The following is a 17,634-nucleotide window of genomic DNA, read 5'->3' on the forward strand; positions in this document are numbered from 1 at the left end:
ATCCCGCATAGGAGGGAGATCATATGAAGAGCATTATTATCATTGGCTGTTTACTCGGAGGAATGTTCGCTCTTTCGGGCGATGTTTCACCCGTCACTGCTACGTATTCCTTGACTATGGGCACTCGTCCATCTCTACCGGCAGCACCGGCTGATACAGCACCTGATATTGTGCAGCCTTCAATGTCTCCTTCTACCGTAACGGAAGTTACCTATGCAGAAGTGCCTGTAAAGGTGAAAGAGGAGGAGAAACCAAGCTTTACACTGCAAACCGTTAATGGCATAACGCTTTACGATGACATGGACTCGGTTGCTAAGAAGCTTGGCAAACCTGGGAAAATCACCGAAGACCCGCATCTGAAGGAACTTGTGATTTACGAATACCCTGAGATGAGTATCGTGTTTAGTGATGGAATTGTTAATTTTGTTGAGCTGACCGAGGGTGCAAAAACATTGCTGATCGATGGCGTTAAGATGAATGCTTCAATTGATGCCGTAAAAAAAGCGTTAGGAGAGCCTGATTATGTAACAGAGGATGGACTCGTATTCGAACGTGGCGAAGCTTTGTTGAAACTATTTATCGATGAGAATTCTCGAAAATTAACGTCGATTCATTACTTCCATATTTACTCAATGTAAGGATTCATCGATATGCCTTGTACAAGGTGAGCCATTTTTGATACTATTTATTAAACAAATGCGAGCGGAGTGAATGGAATGAAAGCTGAGCAATTTCAAGTCGTGCAAGAAGAAACAACGAATCAATATATTCTTCATGTCATCGGAGAGCTTGATTTATCTGTAGTGCCGCAGCTGCGGGCTGCTTTGGAGCCTGTCATGAACCGAACAGAGAAAGCATTGGTGCTGAATCTTAAACAGTTAAAATATATCGACAGTACCGGAATCGGCATCATCGTTTCGGTGCTTAAACTTCGTGATGAGCTGAAGGCGCCGTTTTTCGTTAGCGATATCCCGCCCGCCATTAAACGTTTGTTTGACTTGACGGGTATTTCCAGATATTTAATAGAGGGGACAGAGGCCCAAGCATGAATGCCATCCGTTTACAAATACCGGCCCATGCAGACTATATCGATTTGGTCAGAATCTGTCTATACGGCATAGCTTCAAAGATGAGCTATGCGTATGAAGATATTGAAGATATGAAGGTAGCGGTTTCGGAGGCGTGCAATAATGCGGTGATTCATGGCACTCCTGATCCCAATGAGGGTGTCATTGACATTTCTTTTGAACCCGAGGACCATGCGCTTACCATTAAAGTAAACAATAGCGGTTCAGAGGCTTTGGCTACGGACGTCTTGGATAAAGCAGCGCCTTTGCCGGATGCCGATGTAAGCGGGCTTCGAGTCGGCGGACTCGGCATCTATTTAATGCAGGCGCTTATGGATGAGGTTGAAGTGAATGCGCTTGAGAATGGAACCGAGGTCGTGTTGAAGAAATATTTGAATGTAGCTTCAGAGCATTAGGTCGGCATCCATTTATAAATACAATAAAAAGAGATGACAATGTCATCTCTTTTTTTGATTACTTACAGTTATTTCAATATTTTGCGAAAAACCCGCTCAGGAGCATTGAAGTCCTCATATTTGCTCTTATGGAAGGAGATCAAAGATTCCATGCTGCCTAACGCAAGAAAGCCATTTACAGTAAGGCTCTCAAAAAACAAGTCATGCACCCGATTTTGGAGCTCGGAGTCAAAATAAATCAGGACGTTTCGGCATAAAATAAGATGAAATTCATTAAACGAACAATCGGTTGCGAGATTATGCTGAGCGAACATCATATTCTCTTTGATATAAGGGTGAAAGAAGGCATGCTCATGATTTGTTGAGTAGTAGGAGGAAAATTCCTTCGTGCCGCCTGCCTTCATGTAGTTTTTGGTGAAAGCTTGCATTCGCTTTAATGGGAATTTTCCTTGCTTTGCGCTTTCTATGACAAGCTCATTCATATCTGTAGCATAGATCTTCGCTTTCGAAAGCAAACCTTCTTCCTGCAGCAAAATGGCCATTGAGTAAACCTCTTCTCCTGTTGCACAGCCAGCATGCCAAATTCTAATTTCAGGCAGCGTGCGAAGATGAGGAATTACGTCTCTGCGCAAAGCAGTAAAGAAGCTTGGATCGCGAAACATTTCAGTCACTTTAATTGAAAAATCATTTAATAATTTTTCAATGAATTTTGGTTCGTGCAGCACCTTTTCCAATAAGGAGGTAATCGTTGGCAAGCTTTCAAGATTCATTCGATGATAAATGCGCCTCCGAAGGGAAGAGCGCAAATAGTTCCGAAAGTCGAAGCCGTAGATGCTGTAGATTCCCTCCAAAAGCAATTCAATTTCAATACGTTCCAATTCGCTATGGGTTAACGTTTCGTGATCCGTATCTTCCTCAAGCCATTCATTTGTCAATTGCCCACCTGCTTTGTAAGCCAAACCCTCATTAAGGAGAAGAGCTGATCCATATTGAGTGGTTTGCTAATGTAATCGGATGCTCCCGCCTCCAGGCATTTGTCACGGTCACTCTTCATCGCTTTTGCTGTTAAAGCTATGATGGGAGTCTCCTGCATTTCAGCAATCAAGCGAAGCTCCTTCATCGTTTCAAATCCATCCATAATAGGCATCATAATATCCATAAGCACCAGATCAAAATCCGTGTTTTGTTTAATGATTTCCATACATTGCTTTCCGTTATTGGCCACAGTGACATTGAAGGCTCGATTTTCCAGTGCCTTAACGAGGGCGAATACATTGCGTGAATCATCCTCGACAAGCAAAACCTTTTTTCCTCTAAACAGATCATTGTCATCTTCGGGAAAATCGGAATTTTCGTGCTCGATAACATCGGGAGCTACAATGGCTGCAGTAGGTGCAACAGCAGCGGCAACTTCCTCCTCGAGAGATATGAGCTGTTCTTTCTCCATATGTGGCAAGCTTGGAACAAGAAGGGTAAACGTGCTTCCTTTGCTTGGCTGACTCTCAAGGACGATTCGGCCACCAAGCAGCCTACTGAATTCGTTGCAGATCGATAGGCCAAGCCCCGTTCCGCCGTATTGGCGATTGGTCTCGCCATCTACCTGTTGGAACGCTTCGAAGATAAGCTGCTGCTTGTTTAACGGGATGCCGATTCCCGTATCGGTTACCGATATCGCAAGAACGGTTTTATCGGTATGGGCAGGGATATGGCGTTTAACACTGTCTTGATCGGCAAGTTTAATCGTTAGGCCGACGGTTCCTTTTTCTGTGAATTTAAACGCATTGGATAACAGGTTTTTCAATATCTGCTGCAATCGTTGACCATCGGTATGAATGACTGCCGGTAGGTCTGCGTCCATATTAAGCTGGAAATCAATATTTTTATTCTCGGCTACGGGATGGAAGAGCAGCTTCATATGCTCGGGAATCTCACTCACATTCACTTCATCCATCATGAGGATAACCTTGCCGGCCTCAATCTTGGATAGATCCAAAATGTCGTCGATCAGAGACAATAGATCGTTGCCCGAAGTATTGATTACTTTAGCATACCCTGCTTCTTCCTCGTTTAAAGTTTCATTTTCATTTTCCGAAAGGAGCTGGGAAAGGATCAAGATGCTGTTAAGCGGCGTACGAAGCTCATGAGACATATTGGCAAGGAAGTTGGACTTGTACTGCGAGCTTTTCTTCAACTGCTCAGAATAAGCTTCAAGCTCTTCCTTTGCTTTCTCCAGTTCTTTCGTTTTCTGCTCGGCAAACAGATTTTGCTCCTCCAGATGCTCGGTGGTCATGCGCATTTCTTCCTGCTGCATTTGAAGCTCTTCCGATTGGGTTTGCAGTTCCTCGGTTTGCGTTTGCAGTTCCTCCGTCAGCACTTGAGACTCGCTAAGAAGTCTCTCTACTTCCATACGGCCGATCACGCTGTTGATTGCAATGCCAAAGGAGTTTTCAATTTGCTCCATAAGCTTAAGATGCTGAGAAGTAAAGGATTCAACCGATGCAAATTCCACGACGGCTGCGACCGAGCCTTCATATTCAAACGGAACGATTAGGATGCTTCTTGGTTGCACAGGGCCAAGTCCGGCAGTAATCATGATCGGATGGTCTGGCGTCGAATTCAGCAAAAAGGTGCGATTCTCGAGCGCCGCCTGGCCGATCAGGCCTTCGCCGAGCTTAAAGCTATTTTGACCCGCGGTATCATGTGCAGCAGCGTACGACGCAAGTTTGACCAGTCTTTGCTGATCCCCTGTTCCTCGTTTAAGGTAAAATGCCCCGTAGGCAGCTCCTAGCATTGGCGATAGCTTCGATAAGAAGGATTCGGCTAAATTAATGGTATCGTTTATGCCTTGATTCATGGTGGCAACTTCCGCAACCTTCGACTGAATCCAGTTTTGATCGCTTAAGTTATCAAGCAGTGCATTCGTTGCGTTGGCAAGATCTCGAATTTCATCCCGTGTATTCACTTTGATACGGGTAGAGAGGTCTCCTCCAGAGGAGGCAATATCGGAAATGGTTTTTACGACATCCTTAATGGTTTTGACAATTGACCCGGACACATAAGATACGATAATAAATGCAATAACGGACACGATAATCAACATGAGATACAAACTGATAATGAGCATATCATTGCGGCTTTCAAGCTTTAAAATGTAGTTCTTTGTCGATGTGATTTCCTTTTGACGCAGTGTTTCCAACTGTGTACGAAGAGAATCGATATCTTTTTTTCCGACGTCATCATTAAAGAAATCGATGATTCCTTGTGTGTTATTGGCCTTCCGCAGAGCAATCGTAGGCTCGCCTGCCGTACTGATCCAATTTTGAATCGTAAGCTTTATTTCTTCTAAGTTTTTCCTTGTGGTAGGATCATCGGAAAGATATTGATACAAAGCATTGTAGTTAGCTTCCCATTCGGCTTTCCCTTTAGCGTAAGGGTCCAAATAGTTTTCATTCCCTGTAATGACAAATCCCCGCTGACTAGATTCCATGCTTACGGCATTGTAACGAATTGTCGTAATGAGATTATGGACTTCAATGTCACGGGTCGTAATGCTCTCGATTTCATCCTGTAAGGATGAGATTCTATCACTTACAATAATAATAGAAGCGCCAAGGCAGCAGATGATAAGAAAATAGCCTATTAAAATTTTTGACCGGATGTTAAGACGCAAATTATACAATGAGTTAAACTCCTTTATAATGAAGGCTTCAGATTTGTAAGGTTCTACTATTATACCATGAATGAAGCAAAGGACAATTTTGATTCTATGATTTGCTAGAGAGGGCCGTTCTGTTTCAAAAGGCGGAATTGCGGGTAACTAAAGAAAAAAAGGAAGTGATGATAACGATGGATCTTATCATGCAAATCAGTATTGCTGTTATAGCGGTTGCTATCCTCGTGCTCTTGTACTCTTTGATTCAAACGCTCAAAACACTGAGGGGTGCGCTTGACGAAATGCGGCAAACGGTTGGTTCTTTAAGAACGGAAGTAACCCAAATCAGTGTTGAGGTGAAGGAAGCGGTCCACAACACGAATAAAATGACCCAAGATGTACGATCAAAACTAAGTTCTCTTGATGTGTTATTTGCATCCGTCAACGATATTGGTCACGCCGTGCGTTCGTTTACCGGTATGGCAAGGGAGTCGGCAGCTAGCGTGGTTGCTTCCATCAAGAGCGAGAGCAAGAAGCCCGTTGAGGAGCCCGGAATCGTCTCTACGCTTTATAATGGCGTGATCTCAACGATAAGGATCTGGAACAGAGTCAAAAAAGTATGAGCCATTTCAGGAACACACAAGAGAGGACAGAAAACACTATGAACTCATTCATCCGTTTGACGATTCCGGCGAGGGCGGAATTTATCGATGTAGTTAGGCTTACATTATTTGGAATAGCGAATAAAGCAGGCTTCTCGTACGAGGAGATCGAAGATATGAAGGTAGCCGTAACGGAGGCTTGTACCAATGTTGTACTGCATGCTTACAGCAATGCACAGCCTGGCGTGGTAGACATTCGTTTTGAGATCGAAGAAAAAGGCATTTCCATCCGTATTAAAGATGAAGGAACGAGCTTTAAATATGAGCCGGCGAGCAAGTCTGCTTCTCTGCATGACAAGGAGCTTAATGAAATATCGGCTGGCGGGCTAGGATTGTTTATGATGCACGCTTTAATGGATAAGGTCGAAGTATTCTCCGAAAAAGGCACAGAGGTGATTCTCACCAAGTTATTTGGTAGGAAAGAGGAGATGGCATGAACCCGAATTCATCCTGCCTGGATCCAAAAGAAACCATTGAGAAAATGAAGATTTACCAGGAAACAGGCTGCAACGATACCGCTACGGTATTGTTGCAGCATTTTGAGCCAATCGTAAAAATGGCGGCTGCAAAAATGTCTCGCAGCCGTCCTGATCTTTACGAAGATTTATATCAGGTTGGCCAGCTTTCTATGCTGCGTTTGTTTAAGCAGTATGATAGCTCTAGGGAAATTCCGTTTGAGGGTTATGCCATGAAAAGCATCATTGGCCACCTGAAAAACTATTTACGCGATAAATCTTGGTATATCCAGGTGCCGAGACGAATTAAGGAGAAGGGTCTGCTTATTCAGCAGGCTATCGATCATTTGACGGTGGAGCTGGGTCATTCGCCCAAAATGGAAGAAATCGCGGTCCATTTAGGCCTCTCGGTAGAGGAGACGATTGAAGTGCTGTCCTGCCGGGAGTCTTATCATTATGTATCGCTGGATACGCCACTATCAAGCGAAGGCGACAGCGCGGCTACAATTGGCGATCTTATCGGCTCCGATAAGGACGATTATTACAGCGTTGATAACCGTCTTGATTTGGAGGAAGCACTCGATCAGCTTAAGGCCGAGGAGAAGAAAGTACTTATACTCGCGTACCATAACGGCAAATCACAGCGCGATATTGCCGATGAGCTGGGGGTATCGCAAATGAGCGTCTCCCGTATTCAGAAGCGGGCCATTGAGAAGCTTAAGCTGCTTCTAACCGATCACAGCCCTGGACTCAGCACTTCATAATTTTTTATATAATTAGCCTCAAACAAAAACCTTTCCATAGCAACTATGGAAAGGTTTTTGTTTGTTTATTATTGTACCGGATCGGGAATCAATCCCTTCTCGATCACTTCTGCGTTTGTATCCATTTTCTCCATGTCCTCACCGAGCTTGATCATCTCTTGCTCGGTGGGTGCCATAGAGTTTGTAGTGGTTTTGAGTTCTTCTTTCATGAGACTACCTCCCTGTGGTAGCTAGCTCATCCTTTACATCTTCTTTAGCGGATGAAATGGAATCCATAATGTTTTGGTTGGATTGTTTGGCATGGTCAACCAAATCGCCGGCTTCCTGCTTGATGTTAGTAGCCAAATCCTTTGTATTTTGCCCGACTGTTGTAGCGAATTCCTTCGTGTTTTGGCCTACAGCAGTGGCGATATCCTTCGTTTTCTCGCTGATGGCTTTGAATTTGTTTGAGAGGTCTTCCCGAAGGTCCGCCCCTGCTTTTGGTGCGAACAGCAGAGCCGAAATGGCACCAATGGCACCTCCTACAATTGCGCCTACCAATACGCCGTTACTAGAGTTTTCTCGTGACATTTGACATCTCTCCTCATTTTATATTTGTCGATCAGGTTGATCAACTGTATTGAATTTCTTAGTTATATATAAACGGCTGAGGGTATTTTGAAACAAATAAATAAGGAAACTATTGACATTTTTAAAGGTCGGTGCTACGATTTGTTTCAATTTCCTAGTTGTTGGCTGGGTTTAATTTTATTTGTAGCCACGTTGTTAATAGGAAATGCGGAAAAAGTATTTAAAATGCTGAAAGGTGGGTTATTACAAATATTACTGCCGAAATTAGCTTTGGATATGTGACAATTTACTAAAACATCATACTCAGGAATCGGAAATGGTAAATTATTAAGTTAATTATTCCGATAATAAAATTGCCTACATATTTTACCTGCGAAGAAGACTACGAGAAAATAGAGAGATAAAGGAGAAAAATCATGTTTAAACGAGTGGAGAACGAATTGGAGTTAGCCATGTTTAACGGCATTTGGACGACAGTCTGGATGGAGAAAGGGTTTGAACTTGAATTTTCTGATCATGCTCTTGAGCGATTCGTCGTTGTTACACCGGAAGGGCATTATGTGGGAACTTCTGAAATAAAAGCCTATAGCGCAAGCAGTTCCATCAACGCTGCAGGTCCGTTTCAGACTTATTCAAAAATTGTAGAAGCTGCGGGGGCAGTTGCGGAAATCGATAAGATTGCTTTGCTTAAGCCCTACCGGGGGAAGTATATTTCGGATGTGCTGTCTTCTGCTGTATATATTGCAGAAAAGCTAAAGTTGAAATATTTTGTCTCGCTGCTCGAGCCCGTCTTTCTGAGAGCGCTTCGAATTACCTATCGGGTACCGCTAGAGAAAGTTGGAGAGAGGGTGTTTTACAAAGGGGATGATGTGGTCCCTGTCTTGTTCGATATGGAGCATATGTACCGCAACAAGGCTCGTTACGAATGGCTCGTCTATCCGAAGGAAGCAGCGCTTGTTACACATGGAGCGAGGGGAGATGAGCTAATCGGTTAAGCTTTATAACTTATTAGTTCTATAGAAAAGGCGGAAATGTCGTGAAAAAAGAATTAACAGAATTGGACAAGCGTAATCGATTGTTAATTAAAATTCTATGGAGCCTTCTCGGTTTGGGGATTTTAACAGATCTGGCTATCGGACTCGGCGCAGATATCATTGTTTTGCTTGCGGGAGTCGGTACATTTTTATGCGGAGCAGCAACTTTCATGACATACCGAGGCGTTTTTACGGGTTACATTAAGTACTTTGTACCTTTTATATTGACGATCATTGTTACTCTATTAATTGTATCGGATCCCAATCCGATCGTGAGCACTTATTTTCTGGTTTATGTCAATCTTGCTATTATAACGTTGTACGCGGATTATCGCCCCATTGTTTTAACGGGGGTATTGGGAGCGGCACTAAGCACCTATCTTTTTCTAGATCCTGTGCTCCAGCCCAAACTGTTTCCGAATGAAACGCTTGTTTATTTGTTCTTGTATCTAACGTTTGCAACCGTTGCGCTTGCCTTCTCTGCAAGTTTTAGCGGCAAGCTCCAGCGCCAAGTAACGGATAAGCAGCGCGAGGCGCTGGCTTCAAAGGATATGGCCGAAGCGCTTCTGGAGAAGCTGAAATCCTCGATCATTGTTTTGACCGAGTTCAGCAACAGCCAGCAGACAACGGTTCGCTCTACGGGAGAAATATCCAAAGAGGTAACGGCGACCTTCTCCGAAATGTCGGCCGCGATTGAGAAGCAGACGGGCAACATTCTAACGATAAGCGAATCTACGCAGATCATCGACAGCTCCGTAAAGCAATTGCTCGAAGGAACTGGGCTGCTGCAGCAGTATTCGGATGAGAACGCCGATCTGACATTGCAAAACCGCGGGCAGATGGCAACACTATCCGCTGAAGTGGAAAGCGTTCGGTCGATTATTGATCACACAGTTAACATGATGGCGCAGCTAAATGAGCAGAATGATCGTGTCAGCTCAATCGTGAGTACGATTAGCGATATCGCCGAGCAAACGAATCTGCTTGCGCTTAATGCTGCGATTGAAGCGGCGCGTGCAGGCGAGCATGGCAGAGGCTTTGCGGTCGTATCCGGCGAGGTTCGAAAGCTTGCGGACAATTCGAGAGCAGCGACGAACGAAATCGGGGACATATTGACTGGCATCCGTTCGCAAATCATTGCCGTTCATGAGCAGGTGGAGAATGGCCAAGCGGCGGTAACGACGAGCAGGGATGTTGCCCTTCAAGCACAGCAGCTAATTGAACGCATTAACGAGAACACGAAGCTGGTGAAGCAGCATTCGGATACGGTAGGCAGCTCCGCGAATGAGCTGCATGAGCGTTATGCGAACATGGCGGATGAAATGGTCAATATCGCGGCAACGACAGAAGAGAATATGGCTTCGGTGGAAGAAGTGCATGCGAGTATGGAAACGCAGGATATCAAAATTCACACGATGGTCGAAGAGTATGCGCAGCTGGATCAATTGCTGTCCGAGCTGAAGGAAATGACTGCGAAGTCGTGAATGCTCCAAGCATAGCTTTGCTCAAAGCGAAACTACCAGATTAACCCTAAATATGGTAACCTACAAGAGGCTTGAATGATCTTGGAGGTGTGTGGCTGTTGGTTTGGATTTGGTTGCTTGGAATCATTGGTTTATTTGTTAGCTTGTATTTGTTGTATCGAAAGCGTCAGGAAGAAGAAACCGGCTTATATTACAAGCTACTGGGTTTCTCTTTTCTTGGCGCTTTTTATATGACGTTAGACCATTGGAAAATACCTCTGGGCTTTGTTCTGTGTTTGTTTCTTGTGGCTTGGGTTAAATTCCCTTATTATGCATTCTCGTCCAAAGGAGACGGATTCACAACCTATGCGATCAAGGACTCCGAGAAATATGCGATTGAGGAAGACCGGGTTGTTGCGATAACCAATGAGCAACTGCCGGTTACTGGCTTTTGGTTAAGAGTAAATGGTTTGAATGACAATGGGGCGATGGACGCTAACGGGCAAGCCGATTTCTTCTTTGATTACCGTTTTGATCCAGAAATTGAGCCGCAATAAGTATTGACGAATGGAAAACAACATGTTAAATTTAATTTATCCTATTGAATTAGTCGGAAATAAAGAAGTGAAAATTGCATACAAAATAATGGCATAACTACCGCTGTATTTTATTGCAATTCGCGCTCACTGGAAAACTGGAGGCGCATGCCAACCGAATGCCGAATCGGTTGGCGTGCGCCTTCTTTTATGTTTTTTTGATAGAAAGGTCTGACTGGTTTCACACACATAACTCTTGAGAGGATGTTGACTATGTCCCGAACTGTTGAGGTTGCTGACGAATGGCTGCAACGTATTAAAGAGCAATTGGTAGGCGTGCAATATGGCATCGTCCAAATTACGATTCATAATGGTCAAATCGTACAAATTGACCGTACAGAACGCAGTCGCTATGATACCGAGAAATCATCATCTGCGGTTAAGAAGCAAAGGTAATGAGCAAGCGGATGAAGAGTGATCAGAATGCTAGCCTTTATGAGTGGCCCGATCTGGCCTTCCATCATTATTGTCTGCAAACCTTTCGGTTGAACCGCGGCAGCTATAATACGATTGATCAATGGTTATTTGATAACGGATACCCTGAGATCAGGCGTAGAAGAAAGCTGATTATTCAGTTTTTGGAGCTCATGCAGCAATCGCCAACCGTAGAGGAACGCAAATTTTTGTCATTTGGAAAAGGTAAGCTTATCGTCGAGCTAAGCCAATTTGCGGCAAGCCAAGCCGGTCCAGAGAGAACTATTCTTGCCGCTTATTGAGCAGTTGTCCCTTCATGAAACTAGCGATTGACATCGGTAAGCAGCAGACGTATGATTTAAAACATATTATTTCGATGTGAATAATGAATTTATCGACCGGATAACCGGAGACTTGTTTCGATACAATGTCTCCGGTTTTTTGTATTTTAATTTGAAAACTACAGGAGGAATGGAATCATGAAATACCGCAAATTAGGAAGAACAGGGCTGAAGGTATCGGAGGTAAGCCTTGGAACGATGGCCTTTGGAAGATGGATCGATGAGCAGGCTTCGTCTACGATTTTGGATTTGGCGCTGGATCAGGGCATTAATCTCGTCGATACGGCAAACGTTTATGGCGAAGGCGAGTCCGAGCGTATTCTTGGCAACCTGTTGAAGGAAAGAAGGCACGATATTGTATTGGCGACGAAAGTGCATGGTAGAGTCGGTAGCGGCGTAAATGACGCTGGACAAAGTCGCTACCATATTTACAAAGCGGTGGAGGACAGCTTGAAGCGGTTGAAGACGGATTATTTGGATCTCTATCAGGTACACCGCTTCGATCCGGAGACGCCGCTTGAGGAAACGCTTCGCGCGCTCGATGATCTCGTTCGCCAAGGTAAAGTAAGATACATAGGCGCTTCCAATTTTGCCGCATGGCAGCTTGCGAAAGCGCATGGAATAAGTGCTTTGCACAGCCTGCACCGCTTCGAGAGCCTGCAGCCGGAATACAGCCTGATCTCCCGCGAGATCGAGAAGGAAATTATACCGTTTGTCCAGTCGGAGGAGGTTGGCGTCATCGTTTATAGTCCGCTCGGCAGAGGCGTGCTCTCAGGCAAATACCGAGCAGGCGAAGCTCCGCCGGAAGGCTCCCGCCTGGCTGCAGGCGAGCCGAGGCTGGAGGAGCTGCTGAAGAAAAATGCGATTAACGTGGCGGAGGCTATTCAGCCGCTCGCAGCGGAACGCGGCTTGACTCAGGCTCAATACGCCTTGTCATGGGTGCTTAGCCGTCCTGGCATTACATCCGCTATTCTAGGGGCATCGAAGCCGGAGCATATTACGGAAGCGGCCCAAAGCTGGCATGAGCGCTTAAGCCCGGAAGAGCTGGCTAAGGCTGACGAGGCGCTCTCCCAGCTGCATCAGGCGAAGGAAACGGTACTTAGCTAATTCTACAATTTCATACATTCTACCGTATCAATGGAGGATATCAGAGCATGACATGATATCCTCGTTTTTTTTATGGACTAAAGTTTGGATAGGAGGACGTATTATGGCGGGAGTGACCATTAAACATCTTTATAAGCGTTATGGCAAAGACAAGCACGCGGTCGTACAGGACTTCCAGCTAGAGATTCTGGATAAGGAATTTATCGTATTTGTCGGGCCTTCCGGCTGCGGAAAGTCGACGACGCTTCGAATGATCGCTGGCCTTGAGGACATATCCGAGGGTGAGATCTATATCGGGGACCAGCTCGTCAACAAGCTTCCGCCCAAGGATAGGGATATTTCAATGGTTTTCCAGAACTATGCCCTTTACCCGAATTTGAGCGTGTACGAAAATATTGCCTTTGGTCTGCGGATGCGCAAGCTGCCCAAGCATGAGATCAATTTGGCTGTGAAGAACGCCAGCCGGATATTGGAAATCGAGCCTTACCTGAACCGCAAACCGAAGGAGCTGTCCGGCGGACAGCGCCAGCGGGTAGCGCTCGGCAGGGCTATCGTGCGTGATCCGAAGCTGTTCCTTATGGATGAGCCGCTTTCTAATTTGGACGCCAAGCTGCGGGTGACGATGCGGATGGAAATTACGAAGCTGCACAAGAAGCTGGGCACGACCTTTATTTTCGTTACGCATGACCAGGTGGAAGCGATGACGATGGCGGATCGGATTGTCGTCATGAAGGGTGGCGTTATCCAGCAGTGCGACACGCCGGAGCTTATTTATTCCAAGCCCGCCAATACGTTTGTGGCCAGCTTTATCGGCTCGCCTCAGATCAATTTCATTCAAGGGCGCGTGCAGGAGAACCCGCAAGGAAAGCTGGAATTCCATACGAACCGTTTTGTATTGAAAATTAATGAAGCTACCGACGATATTTTGCGTGCAAATAACCAAGTAAACAAAGCGGTCATATTAGGTATAAGGCCGGAAAATGTAAAGCTGGAAGGGCTGTTTTCAGAGACGATCATTACAGGAACCTATATCGATAATGAATTGATGGGAGCGGATCGCTTTCTCTATCTGGATATCGGACAGGAAAAGCCGCTTATCGCCCGTGTGGACCCGGACAACCGCTTCTCTAATCACGAGAAGGTCAAGGTTGAACTGGATGTATCGAAGGCCCATTTTTTCCATAAGGATACCGGGGTCAGGTTTGCGTAAATGAGTCAACAGGTGCGAAGGAGGGGGCCGCTGCTCGTTATGAATAATAAACGGAAATGGTTATGGCTTGGCGGAAGCCTATTAATGACGGCGTTGCTGCTCTCATCGGGAGCAGCGGTGAATACGGTATCGGGAGAGAAAGCTGAGGCCGTCAATTATGAGGGGTTAATTGCTACATTTAATTACGAGACAGATCCTTATTTCAGCGAAGCGCTGGCCAATTGGCAGGCACAGGGGATTCAGAATGCAACCAATTCCGTCCTGGTAGAGGGCGCAGGTCCCTCTCTCGTGTCTGATGCGGCAGCGATTAAGGCAGGCGAATATGAAGGCAAATCCAATGTACTGCTATGGAATACGACCAATACAGGGTGGGTTGAATATCGAGTTGACGTTGCAGAGAGTGCGCTGTATGAGATTCATGTGTCCTACAACCCTCTTAAGGATGGTGGCAGGAAGGGGCCGATACAGTGGGAAGTGACCGTAGACGGAGCGAAGCCGTTCCGGGAAGCCTCTTCAATCTCGTTATACCGTACTTGGGAGGATGTCCGTCCTATATTAAAAAATTCGGATGGCGATGAGATTCGTCCGCGATCCATGGATGTGTCGGGCTGGAGCAAGAAGCCCTTCATTGATTCGGGAGGAGCATATGCGCAGCCTTTGCAATGGCATTTCACAGAGGGAGTGCATACGATCCGGCTGCAGGGCTTTGATCCTGTTGCAATCGAGCAATTAGAGCTGGTTCCAAGCAAACCGATCCCCTCTTATGAAGAAGTAGCGTCCGAGCAGGGGGATGTCCCTTCCATTACAGGGGAGGTGCTGACCCTGCAGGCTGAGGATTTTGCTTACAAAAATGATACGGCGATTAAGCTATTTTCGGACAAAAACTCACGGACCTTGCCACGCTACGAGGGAAGAATTATTTATAACACGGTGGGCGGACTGCGCTGGCTTGAGCAAAACCAGGAAATTACATGGTCCTTCACGGTGCCGGAGACGGGGCTGTATAAGATCGGCTTTCGGACATTGCAAAATACGATCGCGCAGAAGACATCCTATCGGACGGTTCGAATCGACGGAGAAGTGCCGTTCAAGGAATTTCTGGCTTATGGTTTTCCTTATTCCACGGGCTGGAACGGAACCGTATTGCAAGACGGCAGCAAAAAGCCATATCTCCTGAAGCTGGAGAAGGGCGAGCATATGTTGTCGCTTGCGGTAACGCAGTCGCAGGTCAAATCGATTGTTGTCGACGTTGAGAAGCTGATTGCCCATTTGGATGCAATCGATTGGGATTTGCGCACGATAACGGGAGCCAGTACGAAGAAGGCAATCGACCGCAACCGTACCTGGAACATGGATCAGGATTTCCCTGGCCTAACCGGTCAAATGGCGCTTGCGGCTGATGTGATGGAGGATTTGTCCAAGCGATTAGTCAAAGCCAACGGCAATAAGGACTCGATCAGCCAAGGATTGGATACCTCCGCGAAGGATATTCGCTCATTGCTGCGCAAGCCTGAGGAAATTCCTTATCAGGTGGAAGAAATATCGTCGATGAGAGAGAAATTCGGAACGTTTATCGATACGCTGCTCAAGCAATCGCTGCAGCTAGATGAGTTGTATATCATCCCCGAGATGGAAGACGCTCCTAAGATGGAAGCGAGCTTCTTTAACCGCGTATGGGGCGGAGCACAGAATTTTATCTACTCGTTCGACGCAAGGGACAGCCTGAAGGAAATGGATGACACGAAGCTAAACGTTTGGGTGCAGCGGGGCCGAGACTACGTGGACCAGCTTCAGCAAATTGCCGACGAATCCTTTACGCCGGAAACGGGCATTGAGGTGAAGGTGAATCTGCTGCCGAATCCCGAGCTTCTGCTGATGTCCAACGCGGCAGGCGTTCAGCCCGATATCGCGCTTGGCTTAACGCAGGATTTGCCGGTCGATTATGCGATCCGCGGGACGCTGCAGGACTTGTCCGAATTTCCGGACTTCGAGCAGTTGTATCCGCAGTTCAGCCCTGGCTCATGGCTTCCGCTTCATTATGATGGCGGCTACTATGGCGTCCCGGAAACGCAGTCGTTCCAGGTGCTTTATTATAGAAAGGATATTTTGCAGCGCTTAGGGCTGGATATTCCGCAAACCTGGGATGATGTATATGACCTGCTGCCTACGCTGCAGCAAAATTTCATGAATTTCTATGTTAATCCGAAGGAGTTCACTCATTTCTTCTATCAAAACGGTGTTGAATTCTACGAGCCGGGCGGCGTGAAATCAGGCCTTGATCGGCCGGAAGCCTACCGGGCTTTCAAGCAGTGGACCGATTTGTTCAATACGTACGCCGTGGAGAAAGAGGTGCCGAGCTTCTACCAGCACTTCCGCACGGGAACGATGCCGATCGGGATATCCGATTACAACATGTATGTGCAGCTGTCGGCAGCGGCGCCAGAGCTCAACAGCCGCTGGGGCATCGCGCTTATTCCCGGCACGGAGCAAGCAGATGGAACGATTAGCCGCTGGGCTGGCGGCGGACAGCGAACCGGCGTCATCTTTAATCAGTCGAAGAAGAAGGAAGAGGCTTGGCAGTTTCTGAAATGGTGGCTCTCCGCCGAGGTGCAGGAGCAATACGGATCGGATCTGGAGGCCGTTAACGGCGTAGCCTTCCGCTGGAATACGGCTAACGTCGAGGCCTTCACCAATCTGCCTTGGAAGAAGGAGGACGCGAACGTTATTTTGAACCAGTGGAAATGGTATAAAGATATACCGAATGTGCCCGGCGGTTATTTCCTCGAGCGCGAGACGAATAATGCCTGGATCAGGTCGGTGGTCAGGACGGATAACTATATGTCCTCGCTGGAGCAGGCGGTGAGGGATATCAACCGGGAGCTGCTGAGGAAGCAGCAGGAGTTCGGCTTTATCGACGAACAGGGCCGACAGCTGAAAGCCTTGGATATTCCGGTTGTTGATCAGCCTTGGGAAGGAATTGACCGTTATGTGGAGTAGGCTATGGTCCTTTCGGGTGTCCTATTTGTTTATGGCTCCGTTCTTCATTTGCTTTGCTTTATTTATTGTCATTCCGATTCTGGCGGCGGTTGGACTAAGCTTCACCTACTACAACGGTATAGAGCCGCCGCGGTTTATCGGCTGGAGCAACTTCCAGTATTTGATCGCACAGGATTTGTTGTTTTTGAAATACGCGCTGCCGAATACGTTCAAATTTGCGGTCATTGTCGGGCCTGGCGGCTATGCCGCCGCGTTTCTGCTGGCGTGGCTTATTTCAAGGCTGCGCGGCAGCCTTCGCAAGTGGGTCGCGCTTGCGATGTATACGCCCTCCCTTACCGTGGGCATTGCGATGACGATCATTTGGCTGCCGCTGCTCTCAGGAGACCGAATCGGTTATTTGAACAGCTTCCTGCTGAAGATCGGCTTTATCGACATCCCGAAGCTTTGGGTAACCAGCCCGGAGCTGCTGATGAATTCGATGATTGTTGTCACGCTATGGTCGAGCATGGGCGTAGGCTTCCTGGCGATGCTTGCCGGTATTCTCAACGTGGACACGACACTCTATGAGGCAGGGAAAATTGACGGCATCAAAAATAATTTGCAGGAGCTGTGGTTCATCACGATCCCGTCTATGAAGCCGCAGATGCTCTTCGGCGCTGTCATGGCGATCGTTACGACCTTTAAGACCGGCTCCATCGGCGTCGAGCTTTCCGGGCAAAACCCAACGCCGGAGTATGCCGGTCATTTGATCGTCAACCATATTAACGACTACGGCTTTATCCGCTTTGAGATGGGGTATGCGGCGACCATTTCCGTGTTTCTTCTTATATTAATGTATTTTGCGAACAAGCTTAGCTGGGGATTGTTCGGTTCGAAGGAGGAATAA

At 46.6% G+C, this 17,634-nt stretch carries 19 protein-coding genes; 15 read left to right on the top strand and 4 right to left on the bottom strand.

Going from position 1 to position 17,634, the window contains the following annotated elements; genetic code table 11:
• The first annotated feature begins 23 nt into the window (after window positions 1-23).
• The 3 genes from FJQ58_RS17430 (at window position 24) to FJQ58_RS17440 (ending at window position 1,483) form a co-directional block, all read left to right on the top strand.
• Window positions 24-638 carry a hypothetical protein gene (locus tag FJQ58_RS17430; protein ID WP_139995703.1) on the top strand — a complete coding sequence of 205 codons (615 nt, stop codon included), beginning with the start codon at window positions 24-26 and terminating at the stop codon, window positions 636-638.
• Between the two features lie 78 nt (window positions 639-716).
• A complete protein-coding gene (locus tag FJQ58_RS17435; protein ID WP_139995705.1) occupies window positions 717-1,049 on the top strand; it encodes an STAS domain-containing protein in 333 nt (110 codons plus the stop codon).
• Window positions 1,046-1,483 (top strand): ATP-binding protein, encoded by a 438-nt coding sequence (locus FJQ58_RS17440; protein WP_139995707.1) that lies wholly within the window; start codon window positions 1,046-1,048, stop codon window positions 1,481-1,483. Before FJQ58_RS17435 ends, FJQ58_RS17440 begins: the two co-directional genes overlap by 4 nt.
• A 68-nt stretch (window positions 1,484-1,551) precedes the next feature.
• On the opposite strand, the gene FJQ58_RS17445 is transcribed toward FJQ58_RS17440, so the two are convergent.
• The gene (locus FJQ58_RS17445) at window positions 1,552-2,418 is read right to left on the bottom strand and encodes a CheR family methyltransferase (RefSeq protein WP_238404123.1); all 867 of its coding nucleotides are present in this window, start codon (window positions 2,416-2,418) and stop codon (window positions 1,552-1,554) included.
• Window positions 2,415-5,162: a response regulator gene (locus FJQ58_RS17450; RefSeq protein WP_139995709.1), complete on the bottom strand. Its 2,748-nt coding sequence runs from the start codon at window positions 5,160-5,162 to the stop codon at window positions 2,415-2,417. The genes FJQ58_RS17445 and FJQ58_RS17450 overlap by 4 nt, the downstream gene beginning before the upstream one ends.
• A gap of 167 nt (window positions 5,163-5,329) precedes the next feature.
• On the opposite strand from FJQ58_RS17450, the gene FJQ58_RS17455 reads away from it, so the two are divergent.
• The 3 genes from FJQ58_RS17455 to FJQ58_RS17465 are packed head-to-tail and all read left to right on the top strand — an operon-like array spanning window position 5,330 to window position 7,016.
• Window positions 5,330-5,758, top strand: coding sequence for a DUF948 domain-containing protein (locus FJQ58_RS17455; protein WP_162341538.1), 429 nt, complete (start codon window positions 5,330-5,332; stop codon window positions 5,756-5,758).
• Between the two features lie 38 nt (window positions 5,759-5,796).
• On the top strand, window positions 5,797-6,234 hold the full coding sequence (gene rsbW, locus FJQ58_RS17460; protein WP_139995713.1) for an anti-sigma B factor RsbW: 438 nt from the start codon (window positions 5,797-5,799) through the stop codon (window positions 6,232-6,234).
• Window positions 6,231-7,016, top strand: a complete 786-nt coding sequence (locus FJQ58_RS17465) for a sigma-70 family RNA polymerase sigma factor (protein ID WP_139995715.1) — start codon at window positions 6,231-6,233, stop codon at window positions 7,014-7,016. Before rsbW ends, FJQ58_RS17465 begins: the two co-directional genes overlap by 4 nt.
• A gap of 68 nt (window positions 7,017-7,084) precedes the next feature.
• On the opposite strand, the gene FJQ58_RS32360 is transcribed toward FJQ58_RS17465, so the two are convergent.
• Entirely contained in the window at window positions 7,085-7,225 is a 141-nt protein-coding gene (locus tag FJQ58_RS32360) for a hypothetical protein (RefSeq protein WP_162341540.1), read from the bottom strand.
• Window positions 7,226-7,229: 4 nt separating this feature from the next.
• Window positions 7,230-7,586, bottom strand: a complete 357-nt coding sequence (locus tag FJQ58_RS17470) for a YtxH domain-containing protein (RefSeq protein ID WP_139995717.1) — start codon at window positions 7,584-7,586, stop codon at window positions 7,230-7,232.
• Window positions 7,587-8,002: 416 nt separating this feature from the next.
• Here FJQ58_RS17470 and FJQ58_RS17475 point away from each other — a divergent pair, with 416 nt between their 5' ends.
• The 9 genes from FJQ58_RS17475 to FJQ58_RS17515 all read left to right on the top strand — a co-directional run bounded on the left by FJQ58_RS17475 (window position 8,003) and on the right by FJQ58_RS17515 (window position 17,634).
• Window positions 8,003-8,581 carry a hypothetical protein gene (locus tag FJQ58_RS17475; RefSeq protein WP_139995719.1) on the top strand — a complete coding sequence of 193 codons (579 nt, stop codon included), beginning with the start codon at window positions 8,003-8,005 and terminating at the stop codon, window positions 8,579-8,581.
• A gap of 41 nt (window positions 8,582-8,622) precedes the next feature.
• A complete protein-coding gene (locus tag FJQ58_RS17480) occupies window positions 8,623-10,104 on the top strand; it encodes a methyl-accepting chemotaxis protein (protein ID WP_139995721.1) in 1,482 nt (493 codons plus the stop codon).
• Window positions 10,105-10,202: 98 nt separating this feature from the next.
• Window positions 10,203-10,640: a hypothetical protein gene (locus FJQ58_RS17485; RefSeq protein WP_139995723.1), complete on the top strand. Its 438-nt coding sequence runs from the start codon at window positions 10,203-10,205 to the stop codon at window positions 10,638-10,640.
• 252 nt (window positions 10,641-10,892) lie between these two features.
• Window positions 10,893-11,075: a YezD family protein gene (locus FJQ58_RS17490; RefSeq protein WP_139995724.1), complete on the top strand. Its 183-nt coding sequence runs from the start codon at window positions 10,893-10,895 to the stop codon at window positions 11,073-11,075.
• The gene (locus FJQ58_RS17495; protein WP_139995726.1) at window positions 11,075-11,395 is read left to right on the top strand and encodes a hypothetical protein; all 321 of its coding nucleotides are present in this window, start codon (window positions 11,075-11,077) and stop codon (window positions 11,393-11,395) included. The genes FJQ58_RS17490 and FJQ58_RS17495 overlap by 1 nt, the downstream gene beginning before the upstream one ends.
• A gap of 177 nt (window positions 11,396-11,572) precedes the next feature.
• Window positions 11,573-12,541, top strand: a complete 969-nt coding sequence (locus FJQ58_RS17500) for an aldo/keto reductase (RefSeq protein ID WP_139995728.1) — start codon at window positions 11,573-11,575, stop codon at window positions 12,539-12,541.
• A gap of 103 nt (window positions 12,542-12,644) precedes the next feature.
• Window positions 12,645-13,751: an ABC transporter ATP-binding protein gene (locus tag FJQ58_RS17505; protein WP_139995730.1), complete on the top strand. Its 1,107-nt coding sequence runs from the start codon at window positions 12,645-12,647 to the stop codon at window positions 13,749-13,751.
• A 39-nt stretch (window positions 13,752-13,790) separates the two neighbouring features.
• The gene (locus tag FJQ58_RS17510; RefSeq protein WP_238404124.1) at window positions 13,791-16,748 is read left to right on the top strand and encodes an extracellular solute-binding protein; all 2,958 of its coding nucleotides are present in this window, start codon (window positions 13,791-13,793) and stop codon (window positions 16,746-16,748) included.
• A complete protein-coding gene (locus tag FJQ58_RS17515) occupies window positions 16,738-17,634 on the top strand; it encodes a carbohydrate ABC transporter permease (RefSeq protein ID WP_139995734.1) in 897 nt (298 codons plus the stop codon). The genes FJQ58_RS17510 and FJQ58_RS17515 overlap by 11 nt, the downstream gene beginning before the upstream one ends.

The sequence above is a fragment of the Paenibacillus paridis genome (genome assembly GCF_006345825.1).
GTDB lineage: Bacteria > Bacillota > Bacilli > Paenibacillales > Paenibacillaceae > Pristimantibacillus > Pristimantibacillus paridis.

Coding starts and splice junctions, on each gene's coding strand:
- FJQ58_RS17515 (WP_139995734.1), top strand. CDS start 16,738: ATGTGGAGTAGGCTATGGTCCTTTCGGGTGTCCTATTTGTTTATGGCT.
- FJQ58_RS17505 (WP_139995730.1), top strand. CDS start 12,645: ATGGCGGGAGTGACCATTAAACATCTTTATAAGCGTTATGGCAAAGAC.
- FJQ58_RS17455 (WP_162341538.1), top strand. CDS start 5,330: ATGGATCTTATCATGCAAATCAGTATTGCTGTTATAGCGGTTGCTATC.
- FJQ58_RS17440 (WP_139995707.1), top strand. CDS start 1,046: ATGAATGCCATCCGTTTACAAATACCGGCCCATGCAGACTATATCGAT.
- FJQ58_RS17510 (WP_238404124.1), top strand. CDS start 13,791: ATGAATAATAAACGGAAATGGTTATGGCTTGGCGGAAGCCTATTAATG.
- rsbW (WP_139995713.1), top strand. CDS start 5,797: ATGAACTCATTCATCCGTTTGACGATTCCGGCGAGGGCGGAATTTATC.
- FJQ58_RS17490 (WP_139995724.1), top strand. CDS start 10,893: ATGTCCCGAACTGTTGAGGTTGCTGACGAATGGCTGCAACGTATTAAA.
- FJQ58_RS32360 (WP_162341540.1), bottom strand. CDS start 7,225: ATGAAAGAAGAACTCAAAACCACTACAAACTCTATGGCACCCACCGAG.
- FJQ58_RS17470 (WP_139995717.1), bottom strand. CDS start 7,586: ATGTCACGAGAAAACTCTAGTAACGGCGTATTGGTAGGCGCAATTGTA.
- FJQ58_RS17465 (WP_139995715.1), top strand. CDS start 6,231: ATGAACCCGAATTCATCCTGCCTGGATCCAAAAGAAACCATTGAGAAA.
- FJQ58_RS17500 (WP_139995728.1), top strand. CDS start 11,573: ATGAAATACCGCAAATTAGGAAGAACAGGGCTGAAGGTATCGGAGGTA.
- FJQ58_RS17495 (WP_139995726.1), top strand. CDS start 11,075: ATGAGCAAGCGGATGAAGAGTGATCAGAATGCTAGCCTTTATGAGTGG.
- FJQ58_RS17430 (WP_139995703.1), top strand. CDS start 24: ATGAAGAGCATTATTATCATTGGCTGTTTACTCGGAGGAATGTTCGCT.
- FJQ58_RS17435 (WP_139995705.1), top strand. CDS start 717: ATGAAAGCTGAGCAATTTCAAGTCGTGCAAGAAGAAACAACGAATCAA.
- FJQ58_RS17475 (WP_139995719.1), top strand. CDS start 8,003: ATGTTTAAACGAGTGGAGAACGAATTGGAGTTAGCCATGTTTAACGGC.